Origin of the sequence: Pseudoalteromonas phenolica, from assembly GCF_005886345.1 — a bacterium.
GTDB classification, from domain to species: domain Bacteria; phylum Pseudomonadota; class Gammaproteobacteria; order Enterobacterales; family Alteromonadaceae; genus Pseudoalteromonas; species Pseudoalteromonas phenolica_A.
In genome coordinates, this window is record NZ_PNEC01000071.1 from 1 (window position 1) to 21,346 (window position 21,346).

Annotated in this window: 20 protein-coding genes; 2 read left to right on the top strand and 18 right to left on the bottom strand. The window is 37.4% G+C overall.

Translation table 11 applies throughout. The features are described 5' to 3' along the window. Window positions 1-31 precede the first annotated feature (31 nt). From CWB72_RS19590 to CWB72_RS19615, 6 genes are all read right to left on the bottom strand, one after another. Window positions 32-280, bottom strand: coding sequence for a DUF3862 domain-containing protein (locus tag CWB72_RS19590; protein WP_130256558.1), 249 nt, complete (start codon window positions 278-280; stop codon window positions 32-34). A gap of 14 nt (window positions 281-294) precedes the next feature. Beyond that, complete coding sequence (locus tag CWB72_RS19595) at window positions 295-1,137, bottom strand: CsiV family protein (RefSeq protein ID WP_138634913.1); 843 nt, start codon at window positions 1,135-1,137, stop codon at window positions 295-297. Further along, window positions 1,134-4,607, bottom strand: coding sequence for a transcription-repair coupling factor (gene mfd / locus CWB72_RS19600; protein WP_138634916.1), 3,474 nt, complete (start codon window positions 4,605-4,607; stop codon window positions 1,134-1,136). The genes CWB72_RS19595 and mfd overlap by 4 nt, the downstream gene beginning before the upstream one ends. Window positions 4,608-4,666: 59 nt before the next feature. Continuing rightward, on the bottom strand, window positions 4,667-5,554 hold the full coding sequence (locus CWB72_RS19605; RefSeq protein ID WP_138634919.1) for a carbon-nitrogen hydrolase: 888 nt from the start codon (window positions 5,552-5,554) through the stop codon (window positions 4,667-4,669). Between the two features lies 1 nt (window position 5,555). Then, window positions 5,556-6,599, bottom strand: coding sequence for an agmatine deiminase family protein (locus CWB72_RS19610; protein WP_138634923.1), 1,044 nt, complete (start codon window positions 6,597-6,599; stop codon window positions 5,556-5,558). A 76-nt stretch (window positions 6,600-6,675) separates the two neighbouring features. Beyond that, window positions 6,676-7,251, bottom strand: a complete 576-nt coding sequence (locus CWB72_RS19615; RefSeq protein WP_138634926.1) for a PilZ domain-containing protein — start codon at window positions 7,249-7,251, stop codon at window positions 6,676-6,678. Between the two features lie 165 nt (window positions 7,252-7,416). Here CWB72_RS19615 and CWB72_RS19620 point away from each other — a divergent pair, with 165 nt between their 5' ends. Both CWB72_RS19620 and CWB72_RS21165 read left to right on the top strand, forming a co-directional pair. Then, entirely contained in the window at window positions 7,417-8,427 is a 1,011-nt protein-coding gene (locus tag CWB72_RS19620) for an LD-carboxypeptidase (protein WP_138634939.1), read from the top strand. A gap of 702 nt (window positions 8,428-9,129) precedes the next feature. Then, entirely contained in the window at window positions 9,130-9,732 is a 603-nt protein-coding gene (locus CWB72_RS21165; protein WP_354384670.1) for a GGDEF domain-containing protein, read from the top strand. A gap of 283 nt (window positions 9,733-10,015) precedes the next feature. Here CWB72_RS21165 and CWB72_RS19630 read toward each other — a convergent pair whose 3' ends face one another. From CWB72_RS19630 to CWB72_RS19685, 12 genes are all read right to left on the bottom strand, one after another. Beyond that, window positions 10,016-11,338, bottom strand: a complete 1,323-nt coding sequence (locus CWB72_RS19630) for a Na+/H+ antiporter family protein (protein WP_138634945.1) — start codon at window positions 11,336-11,338, stop codon at window positions 10,016-10,018. 1 nt (window position 11,339) lies between these two features. Continuing rightward, a complete protein-coding gene (locus tag CWB72_RS19635) occupies window positions 11,340-13,274 on the bottom strand; it encodes a transglutaminaseTgpA domain-containing protein (RefSeq protein ID WP_138634948.1) in 1,935 nt (644 codons plus the stop codon). Then, window positions 13,264-14,202, bottom strand: a complete 939-nt coding sequence (locus CWB72_RS19640) for a DUF58 domain-containing protein (RefSeq protein WP_138634951.1) — start codon at window positions 14,200-14,202, stop codon at window positions 13,264-13,266. Before CWB72_RS19640 ends, CWB72_RS19635 begins: the two co-directional genes overlap by 11 nt. After that, the gene (locus tag CWB72_RS19645) at window positions 14,202-15,104 is read right to left on the bottom strand and encodes an AAA family ATPase (protein ID WP_138634954.1); all 903 of its coding nucleotides are present in this window, start codon (window positions 15,102-15,104) and stop codon (window positions 14,202-14,204) included. Before CWB72_RS19645 ends, CWB72_RS19640 begins: the two co-directional genes overlap by 1 nt. After that, the gene (locus CWB72_RS19650) at window positions 15,101-15,484 is read right to left on the bottom strand and encodes a response regulator (RefSeq protein ID WP_130256569.1); all 384 of its coding nucleotides are present in this window, start codon (window positions 15,482-15,484) and stop codon (window positions 15,101-15,103) included. The genes CWB72_RS19645 and CWB72_RS19650 overlap by 4 nt, the downstream gene beginning before the upstream one ends. 284 nt (window positions 15,485-15,768) lie before the next feature. After that, entirely contained in the window at window positions 15,769-16,152 is a 384-nt protein-coding gene (locus CWB72_RS19655) for a hypothetical protein (RefSeq protein ID WP_138634957.1), read from the bottom strand. A 59-nt stretch (window positions 16,153-16,211) separates the two neighbouring features. Beyond that, window positions 16,212-17,468, bottom strand: coding sequence for a Y-family DNA polymerase (locus CWB72_RS19660; RefSeq protein ID WP_138634960.1), 1,257 nt, complete (start codon window positions 17,466-17,468; stop codon window positions 16,212-16,214). Next, the gene (locus tag CWB72_RS19665; RefSeq protein ID WP_138634963.1) at window positions 17,456-17,869 is read right to left on the bottom strand and encodes a LexA family protein; all 414 of its coding nucleotides are present in this window, start codon (window positions 17,867-17,869) and stop codon (window positions 17,456-17,458) included. Before CWB72_RS19665 ends, CWB72_RS19660 begins: the two co-directional genes overlap by 13 nt. A 203-nt stretch (window positions 17,870-18,072) precedes the next feature. Next, window positions 18,073-18,573 carry a shikimate kinase gene (locus tag CWB72_RS19670; RefSeq protein WP_138634966.1) on the bottom strand — a complete coding sequence of 167 codons (501 nt, stop codon included), beginning with the start codon at window positions 18,571-18,573 and terminating at the stop codon, window positions 18,073-18,075. A gap of 36 nt (window positions 18,574-18,609) precedes the next feature. Beyond that, the gene (locus tag CWB72_RS19675) at window positions 18,610-19,182 is read right to left on the bottom strand and encodes a tRNA-(ms[2]io[6]A)-hydroxylase (RefSeq protein WP_138634969.1); all 573 of its coding nucleotides are present in this window, start codon (window positions 19,180-19,182) and stop codon (window positions 18,610-18,612) included. 54 nt (window positions 19,183-19,236) lie between these two features. Continuing rightward, window positions 19,237-19,890, bottom strand: a complete 654-nt coding sequence (locus CWB72_RS19680) for a sulfotransferase (RefSeq protein WP_138634972.1) — start codon at window positions 19,888-19,890, stop codon at window positions 19,237-19,239. A gap of 241 nt (window positions 19,891-20,131) precedes the next feature. After that, a complete protein-coding gene (locus tag CWB72_RS19685) occupies window positions 20,132-20,836 on the bottom strand; it encodes an SIMPL domain-containing protein (RefSeq protein ID WP_130256277.1) in 705 nt (234 codons plus the stop codon). Between the last annotated feature and the right edge of the window lie 510 nt (window positions 20,837-21,346).

Below are 21,346 nucleotides of genomic sequence, written 5' to 3' on the forward strand. Positions count from 1 at the left end.
GATCAAGTCTGAGCTAGTACAGGTTATTATATTACTTTAAACCTTTGCTTGAGAATAAAGTCACTTTATTTGTCACAAATGTGATAGTAATATTTTCCTCTTCACTGCCCCATACACAATTGGTGTGTAATGTTTTTTCTTCACAAGAATCTGCTGAGCCTATAATTGCTTCAACTTCCGTTTTGTCCATGCCGACTTTGATTTTGTCGTAGTTTTCTTTATTTACTTTTGAACACCCAGCTAAAGTAAGTAGTGCTGCTACTAGTAGTAACTTTTTCATATTAACCCTCGTGCTTAGTGTTTATATTTTCTTATTTGAAATATTATCCCGAGTCTAGGGTGATCTAAGTAATGTATATCACCACTATAAACACGAGTATATTGAGACATTCTTGCTTGTTGTAATTCACCTTCGTTATCAATGAAATTGATATCTAGATCTGTTGTAACAAACAAATAATGTCTGACATGAATTTTCATTAGCCCTTCAACTTGCCACTTAAATTCATCGTTAATCGCTTGATGTTGTATAGGCTTATCTAAAAGGCTAATGTAACCATCATTACTGATGTTATTAATTGCTTTATAGCTGGTTGGTTTAGCAATTTTTTGGCCGGCTATGATTTCAATACTTGGCGCTCGTCGGCTACTCATTTCAGGAAAGCGCCAGCCAGTATGTAATATTGGATTCAATCCTTTACGCTTTAATTTATTTAAAACAGATTCAAATTGAAACTGTTCTTCAGCGAGCAAATACATTGAATCCATATGCTCTTGCGGCTCTGCAAAGGGGGCTAATGGCAACGACTCCATTTGTTCAAGATAATTTCTATCATCATCACATTGCCAAGAGCTGGATGTCGCCACAATTTGCTGACTTAATTCTCTAGGATCAAATTGTCGTTCACCTGCCAAACATTGGGTCTGACCTTGATTGTTTAGCCCTGTTTCTATCATATCCAATGTTTTTCGAGCCTGAATCGGTTTACGCTCAAGTTTAAAATCTTCTCGTAACTCAGGCGTTGGTTTTTGCTCAAAAGCAATGAGTTCAATTTCAAACCAACGGGTTGCGTTTGCATTGGCTGCAAACACAGTTAAAAACGTCAATGTTGTGAGGTTTAAAAGCTTATGCTTCATGCAGATGCCTTTTTATCAAAATCATTTATCATGGCGCTGATTAATTTTAGTCTTTCTTGGCCATTTTTTTCTTCTATATTGAAGCGTAACTTATTTGCACCTTCCATTCTATAGACTGACGGATTACTTTGTATCAAAGCAATGATGAACGTTGGGTTAACTTTTGTATCTGAACTGAACTCGAAATAGCCACCTTTGATGTTCGCTTCTATTTTACTCACACCAATTTTGTTCGCTTGAAGTTTAATTTCCTGTATAGCAAACAAGTTTTTAGTCGCATCTGGTAACATTCCAAAACGGTCAATAAGTTCAACTTTCATTTCGTCGATTTCATCGGCATTTGTAATAGAGGCGATACGCTTATACATGCTAAGTCGAATATTTACATCTGGAATATAGTCATCTGGTAGCAGCGCAGGAATTTTAAGATCTACTTCAGTTTGCTGTTGTAACAAGTTCTCAAGAGTTGGCTCTTTACCATCGCGTAGCGCTTGAACGGCATGTTCAAGCATTTCCATATATAGAGTGAAGCCAACTGACTGGATTTGACCACTTTGATCATCACCTAACAACTCACCAGCACCACGAATTTCTAAATCGTGTGTTGCCAGCGCAAAACCAGCGCCTAAGTCTTCAAGTGACTCTATGGCTTGTAGACGTTTTACTGCATCTTTACTGAGTGATTGGCTATTTCTAGTTAATAGGTAAGCATAAGCTTGATGGTGGCTTCGGCCAACACGACCTCTTAATTGATGAAGTTGTGCAAGACCAAGCTTGTCAGCTCTATCCATGATAATGGTATTTGCAGACGGAATATCGATACCTGTTTCGATGATGGTTGTACACACCAGTACATTATGCTTTTGGTGATAAAAATCACTCATCAAGTTTTCTAATTCACGTTCGCGCATTTGACCATGGGCAATGGCGACACTGGCTTCAGGCACAAGCTCTGAAATGTCAAATGCCGTTTTTTCAATGGTTTCAACATTATTGTGTAAGAAATACACTTGGCCACCACGTTTTATTTCACGCAAAATGGCTTCTCTTATGAGCTCATCATTACGCTCTTGCACAAAGGTTTTCACAGCTAGGCGTTTTGCCGGTGGTGTAGCGATAATAGAGAGATCGCGCATGCCACTCATCGCCATATTAAGCGTTCTTGGTATTGGTGTGGCTGTCAGGGTTAAAATATCAACGTCAGCACGGAGCTGCTTAATTTTCTCTTTTTGACGCACACCAAAGCGGTGCTCTTCGTCAACAATGAGTAAGCCTAAATCACTGAATTTAATATTGTCTTGGATCAGTTTATGTGTACCGATGACAATATCTATGGTGCCATTTTCTAGCTTAGCTAATGTTTCTTTTTGTTCTTTTGTGCTGTTAAATCGAGATAACACGCCAACTTCAACGGGTAAATCTGCAAAGCGGTCTTTGAAGTTTTCAAAGTGTTGTTGAGCAAGAAGTGTGGTTGGTACCAGTACAGCAACTTGTTTGCCATCGTTAACCGCGGCAAATGCACCACGCATTGCCACTTCAGTTTTACCAAAGCCAACGTCACCACACACTAATCTATCCATCGCTTGATTAGATTGCATATCTGCAAGTACAGCATCAATGGCGTTACGTTGATCGTCGGTTTCTTCAAATGGGAAGCTATCGGCAAAGTCACGATAGCCCTGACCATCAAGTTTAAACTTGTATCCTGGTTTACTCTGGCGTTTAGCATAGATATCGAGTAATTCAGCGGCAACGTCTCTGACTTTTTCTGCGGCTCGCCTTTTCGCCTTTTCCCACACATCTGAACCTAGCTTATGTAGTGGTGCGGATGCTTCTTCACCACCAGAATAACGACTCAACATGTGTAAAGCTGATACCGGTACATATAGTTTAGCTTCGTTAGCATAGGTAATGGTAACAAACTCGGTTGCAACACCAGCAGCATCAATAGTTTGTAAACCTAGGTATCTTCCCACACCATGATCTAAATGAACAATTGGTTGACCTTCTTTGAGTTCGGCTAAATTACGAATTAAAGCATCTTGTCCTTGTTCATATTTATGCTTCCTTCTGCGTCGTTGTGAAACCTTTATACCAAGTAATTCTTGCTCAGTAATAATATTAAGTTTGGGCTTACCAGAAAGTGAAATACTTTGCTCGAGTGGACTGACAATAATACCAACGTCATTAGAGGTAGCGATATAATCGTTGAGATGGTCGAATTGCTTAAGCTTTAAATTTGTTGTTTTTAATAGTGTAAGTAGTGATTCTCGACGACCGTCAGATTCTACACTAAATAAAATGCGTGCTTTTTGTTTCTTTTGATCAGAAACAAACTTTAAAATTGTATCGTAAGGATCTGGTTTTTTATGGTCTATTCGAATGCCATCAATTAAGGCCGCATCTAAATTTGTGTTACCCGCTTTAGTAGGCAGGTTAGCTTGACTTAAATTGACTCGTGCGAATTGTTTAAACTGCTGATAAAGCGATTCTACGGGTAAGTAGAGTTTTTCTGGTGATAAAAGCGGTCTTAAAGGGTCAACTCGTCGGTTTTCGTAACGCTTTTCAACATCTTCCCAAAAACTTTTTGCAGCATGCTCTATGTCTGAAAGATGCATAATTGCCGCATTTTCTGGGAGGTAATCAAAAATGGTAGAAAGTGACTCAAAGAATAGGGGTAAATAATACTCGATACCAGCAGGCCAATTTGCCTTGCTAACCTGCATATAGATAGAGTCTTGTTCAGAGCTTGCCCCAAATTCTGCCCGATAAGCAGTTCTGAACCTTTCAATATTTTCTGGGTTAGTTGGAAATTCATGGGCCGGTAATAGGTCTATTTCTTTGACGGTATCACTAGAGCGCTGAGTTTCAATATCGAATAAACGGATTGAATCTATTTCGTCGTCAAAAAAATCAATGCGGTAGGGGGTTTTACTGCCCATCGGATATAAATCGACAATAGAGCCTCTCACTGCAAATTCACCATGTTCCATAACTTGTTGAACATGTCGATAACCGGACTCTGTTAATGAATCTTTTAGCTGCTGAGCATCAACAGTATCTCCACACTTAAATTTAAGTGCTTGACCATAAATAAAACTTGGTGGCGCTGTTCTAAGCATGAGTGTTGAAACTGGGATAATTAGAACAGTTTTATTCTGTTGCTTTAATGCATTCAGCGTTTCAAGGCGTTGTGAAATAATATCTTGGTGTGGCGAGAAGTGATCATAAGGGAGCGTTTCCCAGTCAGGGAATGTCATCACCTTATGTTCTTGTAATAAATAGTCTAACTCTGTTTCAAGGCGCAAAGCAGAAGGGGTGTCGGGGGTCACAATAACCGTCATCGCCTTTTTATCAGCTATGCTTGCACTAATTGTGAGTGCTAAGCCACTGCCTGTTAACTGTCCCCAACTAATTTTGTCTTTGTTATTTTTTACCCAAGGCATGGATTGCCAATGCGCAGACGCCATGAAAGCTCCTATTTATTATAATAATGCTGAGAATTAGAGGTGGTTAACACCACCCCTGTTTAGTCTCTATAAATTTTTTGTAAGTCATCGTAATGGTCGATACGGCGGTCACGTAGATACGGCCAAATACGGCGAACAGATTCACTACGGGCCTGATCAATGTCTACCGTTAAGGTTTGATCTTTTTGCTCATCAGCATGAAGCAACATTTCACCTTGAGGACCTGCAACAAAAGAGTTACCCCAAAATTGAATGCCTTCACTTTGACCTGATGGATCTGCTTCATGACCTACACGGTTTACTGAAATCACAGGCACTCCATTTGCAACAGCGTGCGCACGTTGCGAGATGATCCATGCGTCACGTTGACGAATTTGCTCATTTTTATCATCGCGAGGGTCCCAGCCAATCGCTGTTGGGTAAATTAATAACTCAGCGCCAGCCATTGCCATTAAACGTGCAGCTTCAGGGAACCATTGGTCCCAACATACTAATACCCCTAATTTACCAACCGACGTTTGAATTGGTTCAAAGCCCAAATCACCAGGCGTAAAATAGAACTTTTCGTAAAAACCAGGATCATCAGGGATGTGCATTTTTCTGTATTTTCCAGCGATGCTGCCATCGGTCTCCAATACAACTGCAGTATTGTGATATAAGCCCGTAGCACGCTTTTCAAATAGAGAGGTTACAATTACAACATTCAGTTCTTTCGCGAGTTCACCATAATTTTCAGTCGAAGGACCTGGGATCGTTTCTGCTAGATCGAACAGAGCTGTATCTTCTGTTTGGCAAAAATACAGGCTTCGGTGAAGTTCTTGAAGCACAATAAGTTTGGCACCTTGCGCTGCGGCTTTTCTAATTTCAACGACTGTTTTATTGGTGTTTTCACTAACGTCACTTGAGTTACTGTGTTGAACAATGCCCACTTTTAATTTATTAGACATGTTAAATCCTCTTTAAAAAGCCTTTCGGCAATTGCATGGTAATACAGTGTAAGCTGCCAAATTGATGAATGATTGGTACACAATCAACCCCAATCACAGTATGTTCAGGATAAGCAAATTGGATTTGTTTCAGTGCAAGCGCATCTTTTTTGTCATTATAAACAGGTACGAGTACCGTTTTGTTGATAATTAAATAGTTCGCGTAAGTTGCTGGTAGACGTTCGCTTTCATCATTGAGGATAGCTTCTGGCCAAGGTAGCTCTATTAATTTATAAGCCTCACCTGATGGTGTGTTGAATGAACGTAACTGTTCAGCCATCTTAGCTAAAGCAGCATAATGTTCATCATTTTCATCATCGCAGCTAATGTAGACTAAGGTATTTCCTGGTGCAAATCTCACTAGGGTATCGATGTGACTGTCGGTGTCATCACCTGCTAAATAACCGTGTTCGAGCCATAAGAAATCATTAGCACCTAATTTGTCTTTTAAGATTGCTTCAACGTCATCTTTTGACAAATCTGGGTTGCGGTTATCATTTAATAAGCATTCCGTGGTTGTTAATAATGTACCTGCTTCATTAATTTCAATGCCGCCACCTTCAAGTACCATGTCCACGACATCATAATCATTCTCAGGTGCTGCAAGCTCATTGACCAGTACACTATTGATTTTATTATCTAGTTCAGCAGCAAATTTATTTCCCCAGCCTGTAAAGGTGAAGTCTTTAATTGATAGCTGACCTTCAGCATTTTGGGTTGTAATAGGGCCGTGATCTCGAGCCCAGGTATCATTGCAAGGGGTAACTACAAAGTGAACTTTTGTAAGGTCAACTTCATGGTTTTTTAGTAAGTTCGAAATATGAGCTTTAAGTGATGCATTGTGGGCAACAATTACCACATCTTCCACTTGTGAAATTTGCTGGCATAAAGCGACGTAAACAGGCTCAACTTTGTCTAAAATATCAGACCAATCAGTATCTAAATGAGGCCAAGTTAGCATGACTGCATCTTGCTCGGCCCATTCTGGTAAAAGTGTAAATTGCATTAGCGATTGACATAAAAGAAATATAATTTTCTATTTTATCATTTACACTCGAACTGTCAGTATTTTTGTCTGCTCGTTACTTATTTTGCTTCTTTTTAAGTTGTCGTGTTTGTGCATGTAGACTTGCTCTGACCATTAACTCTTGATCATCGTCTCTTATTTGTACAAAAGCCAAAGTATGCTGATATTGATTTTCACCTAAATATTCAACGTCAATGACTTGTGTATAACAATAAATCGCACAGGCCTCATGATTTAAAAATATTTTGGTTCTTAAGTTTTGACCAACTGAAAAGGGGGAAGAACAGGTTACTTTAAGACCACCACCACCATAACTATCACAATATTGATTGTTATCGTCGGGTTGCTCTGTTGCGAGAATATGACTCATTATTAGGTCTATTTTTCGCGACTGTGCTTTTAAGTATTCAGCTAACTCAGAGGCAACATCACCTAAATTTCTTAGTGGTCTTAATGCATTAACATCTAATTCATTTACTTCATTTGCCAACCTAAAAAGTGGAGGGATGGAAAGTTCTAGCGCCTGTTTAGTTTGTGGTACTTCATTTTCTTCTACAGCAAACAGATTGACTTGATTTGCTTCTTCTACTTGAAAATAGGCACTAAATTCTTCTTTTAAGTTGCTGCTCATTTGGTTAAGGCTCAATTAAATTTAAAGTATCTTAACCTTGTTTATTATTAATCTCTAGTTTTGTTGTTCATTAGTAGCTTTATATGATATGTTTTTAGAACACATCATACATATGGCTTAATCTATTGAATAGTGTTATAAATTATAAAAAAGACAAGGAAAACAATGAAGATCCCAGCGCAATTAAAAGAGGGGAGTAAAGTTGTAATTTGTACTTTCTCATCTCCAGTTCCCCTGAGTTTCGAAAAACGTTTTAATGAATGCATAAAGACTTTAAAGTCGAAAGGGCTAAATGTTTATATTGATGAAGATGTCTTATCTGATGTAGCCATTTCAAAACAGCTCATTGCAAATTCATTAAATAAATATCTATGTGACGATAAGTATGATGCGGTTATTCCACCATGGGGTGGTGATTTTGCCATTGAAATTTTGTCATTGCTCGATTGGGAAACTATCGCTAAATCAAAACCAAAATGGATTTTTGGTTTTTCTGATGTAAGTACTCTGACAAGTGCAATATCTCTTCATGTAGGATGGCACACAATTCATAGCTCAAATCTGATGCAAATTGCAGCGAATGAAAATTGTGATTATGTTAAATCACTGTTTGATTTACTTTTCAACGCACAGATGGGGTATTCGTTTGAGCAGATATCTTCCTCTTATCATGAGTTTGATTATCCCGATTATATAAGAGAGCCTTTATCGTCTTATACATTGGATACCTTGAGTGAATTGATCACCATTAATAATTTTAATGAAAAGTCATTAAAAGGGTCATTAGTTGGTGGTTGCCTTGATACCCTTCAATTGACGATGGGTTCAAAGTTTTTATCCTTGGGTAATTTAAGAAATTCAGGAAGCAATATCGTTTTTCTAGAAAATGCTGAGTTAAGTACTATGCAATATAAGCGCGCTCTTTTGAGTCTTAAATTAAAAGGGGTCTTTTCAAATTGTAGCTGTATTTTAATTGGTAGAAATAAATTTGAATATTTGAATAACTCACTTGGAAATGAAGAAAAGACATTAACAGATGCACTTGCTGACCTAAACATCCCAGTTATCGGAAACTTAGATATAGGTCATGTTTCTCCAAACTTCTCTCTAGTAAACGGTGCAGAAGCAGAAATTAGCTTTGTCAAAAACAAAATAATCTTAAAGCAAACTATTTAATAAAATTATGACTATTCAATGCTTTGTGCTTTACCTTTTTTTGGGGTGGAAAACCAATCTACTTTTAACTGGTTAAAAGTATTAGTTTTTCATCAGTATTCTAGTATTTTTATCTCTTTCTCTTATTATCCCTTAAATTTAAATTGATATCATTTTAGATTTACATTAATTTAGTACTAAAGGGTTAGTTTTATTTGCCCGTTATATAAAAATAAAGTGCATCACTTATTGTGAATGCCAATATGAGTTATCTTAACTATGGATTTTAACACCTCGTTATCTCATTCTGCCCAGTGCCTTAAGCAAGCGATTCCGCTCCTGGTTAAATATAAAATTCCTGTAACCCCGATTAATTATGCAATTTGGTATTGTTACGTTCTAGGTAGTAACTTGGCTTTAAATTTTGAGCTTGATAATATTCTAGCTGAACATGGTACATGCACAGCTTCATCATCCAGGTATTTATTTGATAAGTACCTATCTGACAAAGATTTGGCCTTGTTTCATCAAATTTCTGATAACTTTCAAGGCACGCTTGAGTCTGTTCAAACAGATATTGACACAACAATACAGAGTTCACAAAACTTTAACTCTGTGTTGTTGCAGTGTAAAAGTGATCTAAGTTCACTCGATAAATCCGACATATCTAGTTTTGATAATGTACTCAATTACGTCGAAAAATTGACTGAAGAGTCTGTTTATATGCAGCAAACTGCATTCTCTTTTCAAAAAAAATTGCAAGCTGCTTATAGTGAAATAACGATATTAAAACAAACCCTTGAAAATACGCAAGAAGCGGCAAACACAGATCAGCTTACTGGCTTACTTAATAGAGGTAAGTTCGATGAAGATATTGTTTTACATATAAATAAATTTATAAATGACAGCGCAATATCTAAAACACTAATTTTTTTAGATATTGATTATTTTAAACAATTTAATGACGATTTTGGACATCAAAAAGGCGATGACGTGCTTAAAGTTGTAGCTAATAAACTTACCAGACATTGTTCAAATAATGTTAAGGCTTACAGATATGGTGGTGAAGAATTCTGTATTCTAGCTGATTTTAAAAGTGTTAGTGAGGCTTTAAACTTCTGTCAGGCTATTCGACAAGACATTGAAAAGCTCTCAGTTAAGGGTAAGAAAACCGGTAAAGCTATACGCAATATAACAGCGAGCTTTGGTATTGCTTTTTATAAACAAAAACAAAGTTTAGAGGACTTTATTGCTTCTGCAGACAAGGCTTTGTATCTAGCAAAGGCCCATGGCCGGAATAGAGTAGAAATTGCACCAGCAATTTAATCAGGTTTTAACGAATTAATTTGACGCAATAATGTGATTTTATTTTACATAGGGATGGTTACAATAATCCTGTTTTCACACTTATCCCTCATGTTTACCCATGATGTGTTTTAGGCCGCGTTTAGCGGCCTTTTTTACCCTTCTTTAAAATACTACTGTTAAAGCAGTGTCAGCTTAAATCAGATCCATCTTTGTTCATTGAGTCTAATAATTCTTGCGACTCATGAAAAAGCCGCATCAGAAGTGAGTGCGGCTTATTTTGTTCATATATTGCTTCGGTTATTTATAACACCATGGCAGCAATCCAACCAAATATTAGCAATGGAATATTAAAGTGGATGAATGTCGGGATCACTGAGTCTTTAATATGGTCATGCTGACCGTCTGCATTGAGTCCAGAGGTTGGGCCTAAAGTTGAATCAGAAGCAGGGGAGCCAGCATCGCCTAAAGCGCCCGCTGTGCCGACTAAAGCAGCAGTTGCCATTGGAGAAAAGCCGATAGTTAGGCAAAGTGGAACAAATAAAGTGGCAATAATTGGCACTGTAGAAAAAGAGCTACCTATACCCATTGTTATCAATAAACCCACCAGTAAAATCATTGCAGCTGCTAAAGGCTTATTACCCGCGACTATATTAGCTGTAGTGTTAACCAAACTAGCTACATCACCCGTTGCTTTCATGACTGACGCGAAGCCTTGAGCTGAAATCATGATGAAGCCAATCATTGCCATCATAGCAACACCTTGGCTAAAGACGTCTGAGCTTTGCTCCCACTTTACAATGCCGAAAATACTAAAAATCATCACGCCAACAAGGCCACCTAAAATCATTGAGCCACTGATATTTTGTGCCAGTAATGAGCATACAACGGCAATACCGCCAATGATCATTACCTTTTTAGGATTCTCCACATTTATCTTGGTCGTTGATTTTTCTGATTCTTTTTCTGAGTAGTGTCTATCTTTTCTATAACTGAAAAACACAGCGATGATCAGGCCAACAAGCATACCTATGGCTGGAATAATCATAGCTTCAGGTACATCTGTATTAGCTATTTCTAAGCCATTTTCAGCTAAGTTCTTATGTAAAATTGAATAAAGATAAATACCGCCAAAACCATAGGGAAGTACCATGTAGGAAGTCGCAAGCCCAAACGTTAAAATACAAGCAATAGCACGTCTATCAAGTTGTAGTTTATTAAAGACTACCAATAATGGCGGGATCAAAATAGGTATGAATGCGATATGTACAGGGACCAAATTTTGTGACGTAATCGCACATGCCAAAATGATGGTCATGATTAACATACTTAACGTTTGCATGTGCTTAGAGTGTGCTTTGTCGACTTTTGAAAGTAATTTCTCTGCAAGAATGAGCGTTAAGCCAGATTTTGATATGGCTACTGCAAATGCACCGAGCATGGCGTAGCTTAACGCGATTTCGGCACCACCAGATAAACCACTGTTAAATGCTTGTAATGTATCACCTAAACCGAGACCTGCGATCAAACCTGCGGACAATGCACTGATTGTCATTGCTACAATCACGTTTACTCTAGCCAAAGACAGGCCTAACATGAGTAAAACTCCAATTAATACTGAATTCATACTAATCTCTTTTATTGTTTTTAAATTGTTTTTTTAATGATAAATACTGTTTCTTTAATTCTGCTAATTCACTTTTATTTCCATATCGGACTTTTTCGAACTCATATAAAAAATTATTAAGTTCTACTCCTAACTTTGGATATTTTGATTGAAGAGCCGAAATGATTTGTCCAGGTGTTTTAGTATTATCAAATTCACCACAAGCGCTAACTTGTAATTTGCGTAACAGTTTAACAGGCAAGGGAGTGGATTGATGAGAATTTCGTTGTAATATCCAATATATTAAGGAGAATAACAGGCAAAGCCCAATAATTACGGCTATACCTGAAAGCATTTTAGCCTTTTCACCAAATATATTTTTCAGAAAGCTACTTTGCTTTTGGTCATCAAAATTTAAAACCCAACGTGTCCATTGATAATCAAATGACTCTAGTTGCAACCGTAGCCAATTAACTAATGCAACATCAGATAACCCCATGAGTGTCATGCCAATGTTACTTTTCAATTCTTCAGACAATTGGCTATGCTGAGATAAAGAGCCATTTAAACGCTCTGGCGATACCCATGCTGTTGGATCTAACTCGAGCCAACCTTGATTAGGGACGTAATATTCAAGCCAAGCATGTGCATCGTATTGATAAACACTGTAGTAGTTATTTTCTGAATTGAGTTCACCACCTAAATAGCCCGACACTAATCTTGCTGGGATCCCAACAGTGCGCATCATCATGGCAACCGTAGAAGCATAATGCCCACAAAAACCTGCTTTGTTGTTAAATAAGAATTCATCAATTTTGTTATTAGACTGGCTGATAGGTGGGTTAAGCGTATAAGTAAAACCTTTAGCTAAAATATAATTCCTCAATAAAGCAATAAATTCAGCTGTATCAGTACTCTGTTTATCAAACTGCTCAGCAAGTGCTCTTGCTTGTGGATTTAAATCACTTGGTAATTGAATATTTTGTCTGTATTGCCAACGGGTAATACTGGAGTCTTGAGTGTCAACGACATTGTAAACCTTGTATTCGAATGCTGAACTGACAGGGCGCTTTCTATAAGGTAGACCGAATACATTAGTAGCGACTAAGTCTTGCTCTGTAGTCATTTTTTCAAGCGTATAAAGCCATTTTAAATGGCTGGGCTCTGCAATAATGGTGTAGCTATTTGAATTATCACTGGCTTGATAATTCGCTGAAACACTTTGTAATGACGACATATTCCAACGTGTACCATCAAATTCATCATGTATAAGCGCACGCCAATAAAATGGGCCTTCCACATTTCTCTCTTTTGGGAAAATAGCTCGGAATACTAACTCATTTGACTCGGACAATTTTGAAATTTCAAATGGATCAACATTTTCTGATAGGCCAGTTTTGGCGGAGTTAGGTCCAGGGAGTTGCCAAAATGCAGGTAATTTAGGGATAAAAAGTACTAACATTACGCTGACTGGTATTGTTAGAGCCAATTTGCTGAATGCGTTTTTAACGGCTTCTTTTGGTGAAAACTCATATTGATATATCAGCATTAAGGATAAATTAAAGCCAATTAATATAAATACCAACAATGCTGAGAAGAAATTTTGCGAGAATATAAATAAGCAGGGAATTGTGAAAAAGTTAAGTACAAACACTTGCATGGTTTGTCTGTCACTTTTCGCTTGATAGATTTTCAATATTGATGCCAAAAGCATCATAGCAACAAAGAATGCGACTGAGTTTTTTACACCAACAAACCCCATTAACAGTGCAATACCCGCCAAAGCACTGCCATTGATAATACTGCTAGTTATGGCCTTTTTATAGATTATTCTGTTTAATTCGTAAGCTATAAATAAGCCCGTAATATATGACACAATAGCGAAACCAAGATCACTGGACATTATCCAAGCAAGTAATAGGTATATTAGAGAGCAAGCAATTTGATTAAGCTTCACTTAGTGCCTCCAAACATTGCTTCTTGTGGCTGTTTCCGTGGCTTAAAGTAATGAGTCGGTTTGGTAATTTAAGGGCATAACTCTGTTGTTCTATTTCAGCTTGTACGACTAAAAAACTCAGCTGTGACAGCTTATCTTCTTTAGTGCCTGATACTTTATCAAAATCAAAGCCATAATTGGCTGACTTATGGGGAGATTGATAGTCTTTAACCAAAAGCTCTTTATTTTTAGCAAAGTGTCGCCATGATATCCTATGTATACTCATACCTTCGCGGTAACTTTTTAATTCATTAAAATCTTCAGCTAAAGCGTGATCATCCAGTGCTTTTTCGCCTTTTTCTGAAATAATAAAACTATCTTTTGGAAGCTCTGTCTCGATTTGTGTTGGGTAGGCATAGATGTGCTTTTCGCTTATCAAATAGCTCCAAATTGTGACTAAGCCAAACGGATAGTGAGTGAGAATTTTAAAACGTCCGATTGTGTGTTTTCCACGCTTTACTGGCAGAAATACGTCTAGAAACTCGTTATTTTTTATTTTTTTTAAAATGCTTTTTTCTTTTGTTTCAATATGTTCAATTTGAATGTCGTAACGTTGTTTTTGATTTTCGATTTTGAAAGTCACCGATGGTCGCTTATCTACAAAATCATCTTTAATTGCTGCAACTTCAATCTCCAAGCCATTGAAATTACTAAAAGCAAATATCAAGCACATGAGCAGAAGAACAAACATTAAATATGAGACAGCTAAGATCAAATTATTTTGATAATTAATGCCTAATATAAAGTTTAAGACTGCGATCCCTAAAAACCCCAGCCCTGATTTAGATGGTGAAACATAAATGGTGTCATGTTTTAGTTTTATAATCTCTCCTTGATGCTTTTTTAGTAACAAAGCATCAAACCAAGCGGGTTGGGGCAGTTTAATCATTACATCCGAACCGGCACTTGTGCGTATATATCGTCGATGATTCTAAATTGTTCCATAGCATCTAAATTGAGCCTGTGACCGGCAACAGCAGGAAAAACAGCCTGCACATCATCATGGGTCACATAGTCTCTGCCGTGGATCATGGCCCATGCTTTACTGGCTGTTCCTAATGCAATACTCGCACGTGGTGATAGGGGATCTTTAAATAACCCAGACTCTCGAGTGAAACTCACTAAATCTAATATGTATTGAACAACTTGCTCTTTTATTTCCATTTCTTCAATGGCTAATTGCAATTCCGATAGGGTGTTTAATTTCATCAATTGCGTTAGGTTTGCTTTTCTACCATGTTCTCCAAGTATAAGCTTCTTCTCAGCCTCTTTAGACGGGTAACCTAAGCTCACGCGCATAAAAAAGCGGTCTAATTGTGATTCTGGTAGGGGGTGTGTACCTGATTGATGAAGCGGATTTTGTGTGGCAATAACAAAGAATGGTTCAGGCAAACTATGACTCTGACCATCCATGGTTACTTGCCTTTCTTCCATGGCTTCAAGTAATGCACTTTGTGTTTTCGGGCTCGCTCGGTTTATTTCATCAGCCAGCAAAACTTGTGTAAAAATAGGGCCTTCATGGAATACAAAGCTTTGCTTATCGGTATTGAATATAGTTGAGCCAGTTATGTCAGCAGGGAGTAAATCACTGGTAAATTGCACTCTTTGATAAGTTAAACCTAACACTTCAGCTAAACCATGAGATAAAGTGGTTTTCCCCATACCTGGCAAATCTTCAATCAGTAGGTGGCCTTTACAAAGTAAACTACAAATTGCCAATTTTACTTGAGGTTGTTTATCATAGATAACGGTTGAAAGTGCTTCTAGGAGCGTATTTATTTTTATATTCATGTAACCAGTTCTAATCTTTTTAATACAGTATCGACTTTCTTGGCATTAAATGGCTTTTCTATAAAATCTTTAGCACCACATTCCCAAGTATTTTGCACACATTCCAGACTGTTATGTCCAGAACACATAATGACATGTGATTTAGGATAGTGTTCATTCAAATACTCTAAAATGCCTGAACCATCAGTATTAGGAAGCTCAATATCGAGGAAAATTAAGTTAGGAGGATTTTTTTCAAGGAGATGCTTTGCAGACTCGAAGTCTTCAGAACCTGATACTTCTTCAAATCCGAGATCTTCCAATATATTGCCTAAATACTCACGGGCTTCAACTGAGTCGTCGATAATTAAAATTGGTTCTAGCGGTCTAACAAATTCCATATGTTTTTACTTCTTAAAAAATTTTTCTTCATACTAAGATAACAGGCAAGATTAAACAACACATTACACCACTTTAAAATGTCCGATACCGTCTAGTATTGGACATTAAGTGTAATTTATAAATGTTGTGAGTTATTTATTAGTTCATCTACCTCACCTACACTTACATCCCATAATTTATATTATGTTAAATAAATTCAATAACTATGATTCACCAATATAACCTTTGATTATTTAAAGATATTTTCTTCCCTATTTAGTATTAAAAGTTCTGTTATGGTGTTTTAGAAATTAATCTTTGCTATATGCTTACTATTATTCACTAGATCAGCAATTGATTTCGAATTGGTTTTTATTTCCTGAGCACGTTTCGAGAATTGCGCTTCCAAACTTGAAGCCAAACTTTTATATTTTTTATTTATATAGTGATGTCCTGTTACGTCTTCTAATTTTTCACTCTTAAATAAATCTTGTTTTAGATTTGATAAGCTCGCAGCTATTTCTAAATCGTTAGATAAAATTACATCAAGTTGATTGTGTTCAAACAATACATTTGGATCGCCATTTGTATTAACGCCATAACACGATAAGTATTCTTTTGTGCAGACTTGCTCATAGATTTTATAACTCATGTTATAGCCAACTGGAATTTTTCCTTGTAATGCCATTTCACAATCTTTCGGGGTTTTGCAATACAAATTGATAGATGCATAAATTAATATTGGTATTAGCATTTTATTAATGGGATCTCAGGCCATCGCGTTGTATATCTTCGCGATAACCAATCTCTTTTCATTTGCCACTGATTGCTTTGTAACTCTGTGGCAATACGTAAGCTACTGCTGCCGTAGCGTTTGTTGATTGTATCTAAGCACTGCATAAGCTCTGGCTTATCATCAGAAACATTAAACATATCAATTTGTTGGTGCATATCGTCTTCGAGTTCAATGGCGCCAATACCCGCTTTGTAATATCGCACACCCGGTTGAAATAATTGGCTGAAGACTAACTCAACTTGTTTGGCAAATACCGTACTATCATTCGATGGCACAGCAAGTTTCTGAATAAACGACCTTTTATAGTAATTATCTTCATGTGGTGAGCTATGAGCGAAGATAATTAATCGCTTCGTTAAAGAACCTTGTTTGCGTAGTTTTTTGGCTACGATTGAACAGTGCGTTGCCAATGACGCTTTAAGTGCGAATGAGTTTTCGACGCGCTCACCAAAACTGCGGGTGCTGAATACTTCTTTTTTGCGCTGTTTTACATCATCCCATGATAAACATGATATCCCGTTAAGCTCCGATATCGTTCGCTCAAGCACAACACTAAATTGTTTTCGCATCATTTTTGGGTTTTGTTTAGCTAAATCTAACGCACTTTCGATGCCGAATAACTTAAGTTGCTTGGTTAATCGGCGCCCTACACCCCAAATATCCGATACTGCCATATTGGCTAAAATTTGCTTTCGAGACTTTTCACTATCAATAACGGCAACGCCTGTTGCGCCTACAAACTTCTTAGCCGCATGATTAGCGGCTTTCGCAAGAGTAGGTGTTGGCCCAAAGCCTACCCCTACTGGCAACTTAGTTTTGCGCCAAACCGTGCGGCGAATAAGGTGCCCGTATTCATACCAAGAGCTCACCACATCACTATAGCCATCAAACTTTAGAAATGACTCATCAATGGAATATACATAATGTTGATCACTAAAACGGTTGATAATGGCCATCATTTTGTCACTTAAATCAGCGTATAACTCATAATTTGATGAGCGAATAACCACATTATGCTTATCTAAAATAGGCTTTAATTTGAAGTAAGGCTCAAACTTTGGAACGCCAAGTTTTTTTACTTCAGGAGATGCCGCAACAATGCAGCCGTCATTGTTTGAGAGTACAACAACAGGCCGCTTACGTATTGATAAGTCGAATACTTTTTCGGCTGAAGCATAAAATGAGGTGGCATCAATTAGCGCATACATTGTTTTAATCTCATGTTTTGCCGATGCATTCTTAATGAACCAGTCACAATACCTTCAAGCTGAAAAACATCACAATCACTGATAAACACTGGTTTAAACACTGGTGATGCAGATAATAGCCGTCGGTTATGGATATCAAGGATTTTACATACAAACTCATTGTTGAAATTAGCAACAATCACATCTTGGTCTTTTGGCTCGGCCGCCCTATCTACAATCAATAAATCACCATCAAAAATACCAACGCCCTGCATCGAATCACCAGATGCGAGGCCTAAAAAAGTGGCGTTAGGGTCACCAACTATGAGTTGGTCAAGGGATAAACCGAGCTCTTTATATTCTGCTGCGGGAGACTCAAAACCGCTGATCCCCGCAGCTGCTTTAACTGGTATTACTTTCATACTGCACCCAAATACATATACTGTATATAAATACAGTATATGTATAATTGGTCATATCGGCAAGTTTAACGATGCTAGCAAAAGAACGACACTTGAGAATAAAATAGGCGAAAAAAAGCGGCTTAGTGATCACTAAGCCGCTAACTTAAATACTAAACCTCAATATTAAGTGCTCTATTTTGAGAATTGCTTTTATCTTTGGATTACTTCAAGCAAAACGCCCTACTTTGCTGATTGTTTTCTAAACGTACTTTGTTGCCAGTAAAGGTTTCGAATAATGTTGTATGAGCTGATTTCGAAAATGTATCATCTCTGGTATCATAGTCTTCAATCCAAGCCAATAACATGGCTAGATTTTCATCTTGTGCTTCTTTTGATGGGTATTTGTGCGGCTCCCAAGGACGCGCTTGAGCATTGGCTTTACAGGTCTTAATATCTAAATCGATAAACACCAAATGCTGACACTGCTCTGTGATCGGTTTAATGAGATCACTATAGCAACCCTCAATCACCCAATCTGAATGGGATTGAATAAACTCGTTGATTTTATCGAGCGAAGAATCAAGTGGTGCCCGAGTTGGTGGTGACGTTGGTAACCAAGCAAGTGTATCTAAATCTAAATGTGCGGCTGAATGTTCTTGTGCTAAACGCTTTGAAAGCGTTGATTTTCCTGAGCCCGAGTTTCCAAAAATAATCGTTTTCATTCGATAGTCCTTACCTATTCAGCCGTCATAAATTGATTAATGAAGCGCCGCTGTAAATGGGATCTTCTTACATATCTCGGCTTCAGCCTCAAGTATTTCTACTAAGCGAGCATCAACAATGTCTTTATCAAAGTATTCGTAGCCCAATTCTACAAATAGATTTTTATGTTTTTCTTCTGATTTAGCAATGGATACATAAAAGTCTTTCTCTTTGCCTTCAGGTAAGGCTTCAGCAACCAAAGAAAAACGTTCGTGGCCTCGCGCTTCAATCACCGCAGCCACTAACAGACGGTCGATTAAGAATTCATCGGTGCCCTGTCTGAATAATGCGCGCATACCTTTAATATAAGGGTCTTTTTGATCATTACCTAAGGTAACCCCACGCTCTGTTAATAATTTCAATACCTGCTTAAAGTGGATCATCTCTTCAATGGCTAAATCTGTCATCGCTTTCACAAGCTTAATTCTGTCAGGGTAATGACCCAACATAGACATAGCCATGCCAGATGCTTTTTTTTCAGCGGCTGCGTGATCTTGTAAAAAAGTATCAAAATCAGCGAGCACTTTTTCTGTCCAATTAAACGGGGTGTGGTACTTCAGTTCAAACATAAACATTCTTAATCAATATAAACTGAGGGTATTCTAGCGTAGGATATACATGAATTAAACAGATTGTATAAATGTGAGTAAATCGGCGTCTTTGTCTACTTTCCCTATGCGCGTAGAGCTGATTTTAAGTGGGTGCTTTAAGTCATTCCAAGCCGTAACTTTACCATTCACGTTGAGCTTAGGCATGTCTGTCATTTCTGTGCTAGCAGCATCAATTTCTAGAAAATCACACAGTTTTGTAAAACTGTTTGGGTGGCTAACATTCAAAAACAAATGCTGCGCTTGAGTGTCCTCGAAAAACGCAATGGCTTTGGCTTTATGTATTTCGTAACACTTAGTAAGAAATTCAAAGTTATCAAGATGCTCGGCATCTAATCCTGAAAAGGAGTTTAAAAAACAGCGCTTAATTGTGTCGTTAAAGCCACCCTTATCTGAAAACAGGTTTCCTGACATGCGCGTTAATAATTTAGAGATAGATGGTAGCCAGACTAATAAGTCTCTTTCTAAATAAATGAATTTAGCATCAGGATATTTTTGATACAGCAACGCATAATCATTAAATACGGGCGTGTCGGCAATGACTTGCGCGTTATTAAATGTCTCTATTGTATAAGCTGTATGTGCCGTCGTTAAACCAAGTTCAATGCATGCGGCACAAAGACTTGTCGTGCCAGTTCTCGGTAACCCGATAATAAAGATTTTATTCATAATGCGCCCTACAATGGTGAAGGCGCATTATAGCGAAAAATTTATACTAACCCTCTTAATTAAGCGAACTATTTTGAGCCGAGAAATACTTGTCTATAGCACAGCTAACGCGTCCTGCTCTCGCTAAGGTACCTACATCCATATAGGCAAGGCGAAATTTTGCTATTTAGTTGTTCTAAATCAGAAATTTTCAACGACGCTAGCGCCAGTTTTAGTCCCTCAAAATGATTGAGGATTGGTATTATTGCTTAATCAAATAAGTGACGAAAACTTCAGAAGAAATAACAATGTCAGAAACATTATATGCCTGCTTATGTGCTCGGCCTGATTCAATCATTGATTGTCTTCCATATGGTGTTGGCATAGATGGCGCATTTGCAAAATTTACAGAATAAACACGGTCTAATTTAGCATCGAATGCGCTAGCCAGTTCTTTAGCTTCAAATTTAGCGTCTTTGATAGCCAATTTTTTTAGCTTATCTTGCACTTCTTCAGCTTTTGAATAAGAAAACTGCGTATAACCAATTTCATTTATACCAGCCTCAACAAGTTCTTGTAAAAACAAAGCATACTTATTAACGTCAGTCAGCTTTATCTCAACATTTCGTGTTACCTGAAAAGTACTAAACTCCTGCTTTTGAGTAACTTGGTTATATTCGTGTTGGCGATAGATATTTAGCTGTGATGCATCAATGTTATTTTTACTGACATTAAAAGTATTAGCGACTTTTATCACTCGCGCGATCACACTGTCTACTTCATCTTTTGCTTTGTTGATGTTTTTATCTGAGTGAGAAATCGCAACATTTAAAACAACTTGATCTGGCTGAACAAGCTGCTCTGCATAGCCTGTAACACTTAAATGTGGACTTGTCGGCTCTGCATAAGCGTAATTAAAACTTGAAGATAAAAGTAAAGACGTAACGGCTAGTAATTTCTTAAACATACCTACTCCATTTATGGATATTGAGCCAAAATCAGAGTTAAATCTCTAATGTGGCCAAAGATGCGCTATTAAACTAAAAACTTGATTAATTAAGGCTGAATAGAGAAAACAACTTTAAGGAGTCGCTAATAAAGTCGAGTTAATGAGGTTAAATAAGTATCAATACACTTCAACTATTAACTCTTAAATCTCAGATTCTGCCATTTTTGATTAAATAAATTAATCGCTTATTTTACTAACGGTGTTTTTAAACAAACAACATTGCCAAATACACTCGGCACTTGATCAATTATACGATGAAAACTAATCCTATTTTCACCAAGCACCACTGCCAGTACACCTATTATGACAAACTAATCATAAAAGCGACCTTGCATGGGTACTTTTCGCAGACGCTTATCCTTCCTAGCCCCCTTATTGGCAATAAATAGCTTTGAATGTCTTTAATAAAATAATCAATGTATTAACTATAACGTCAGCCCTTCATTTTCAAAATTTAAAATCTGTTTT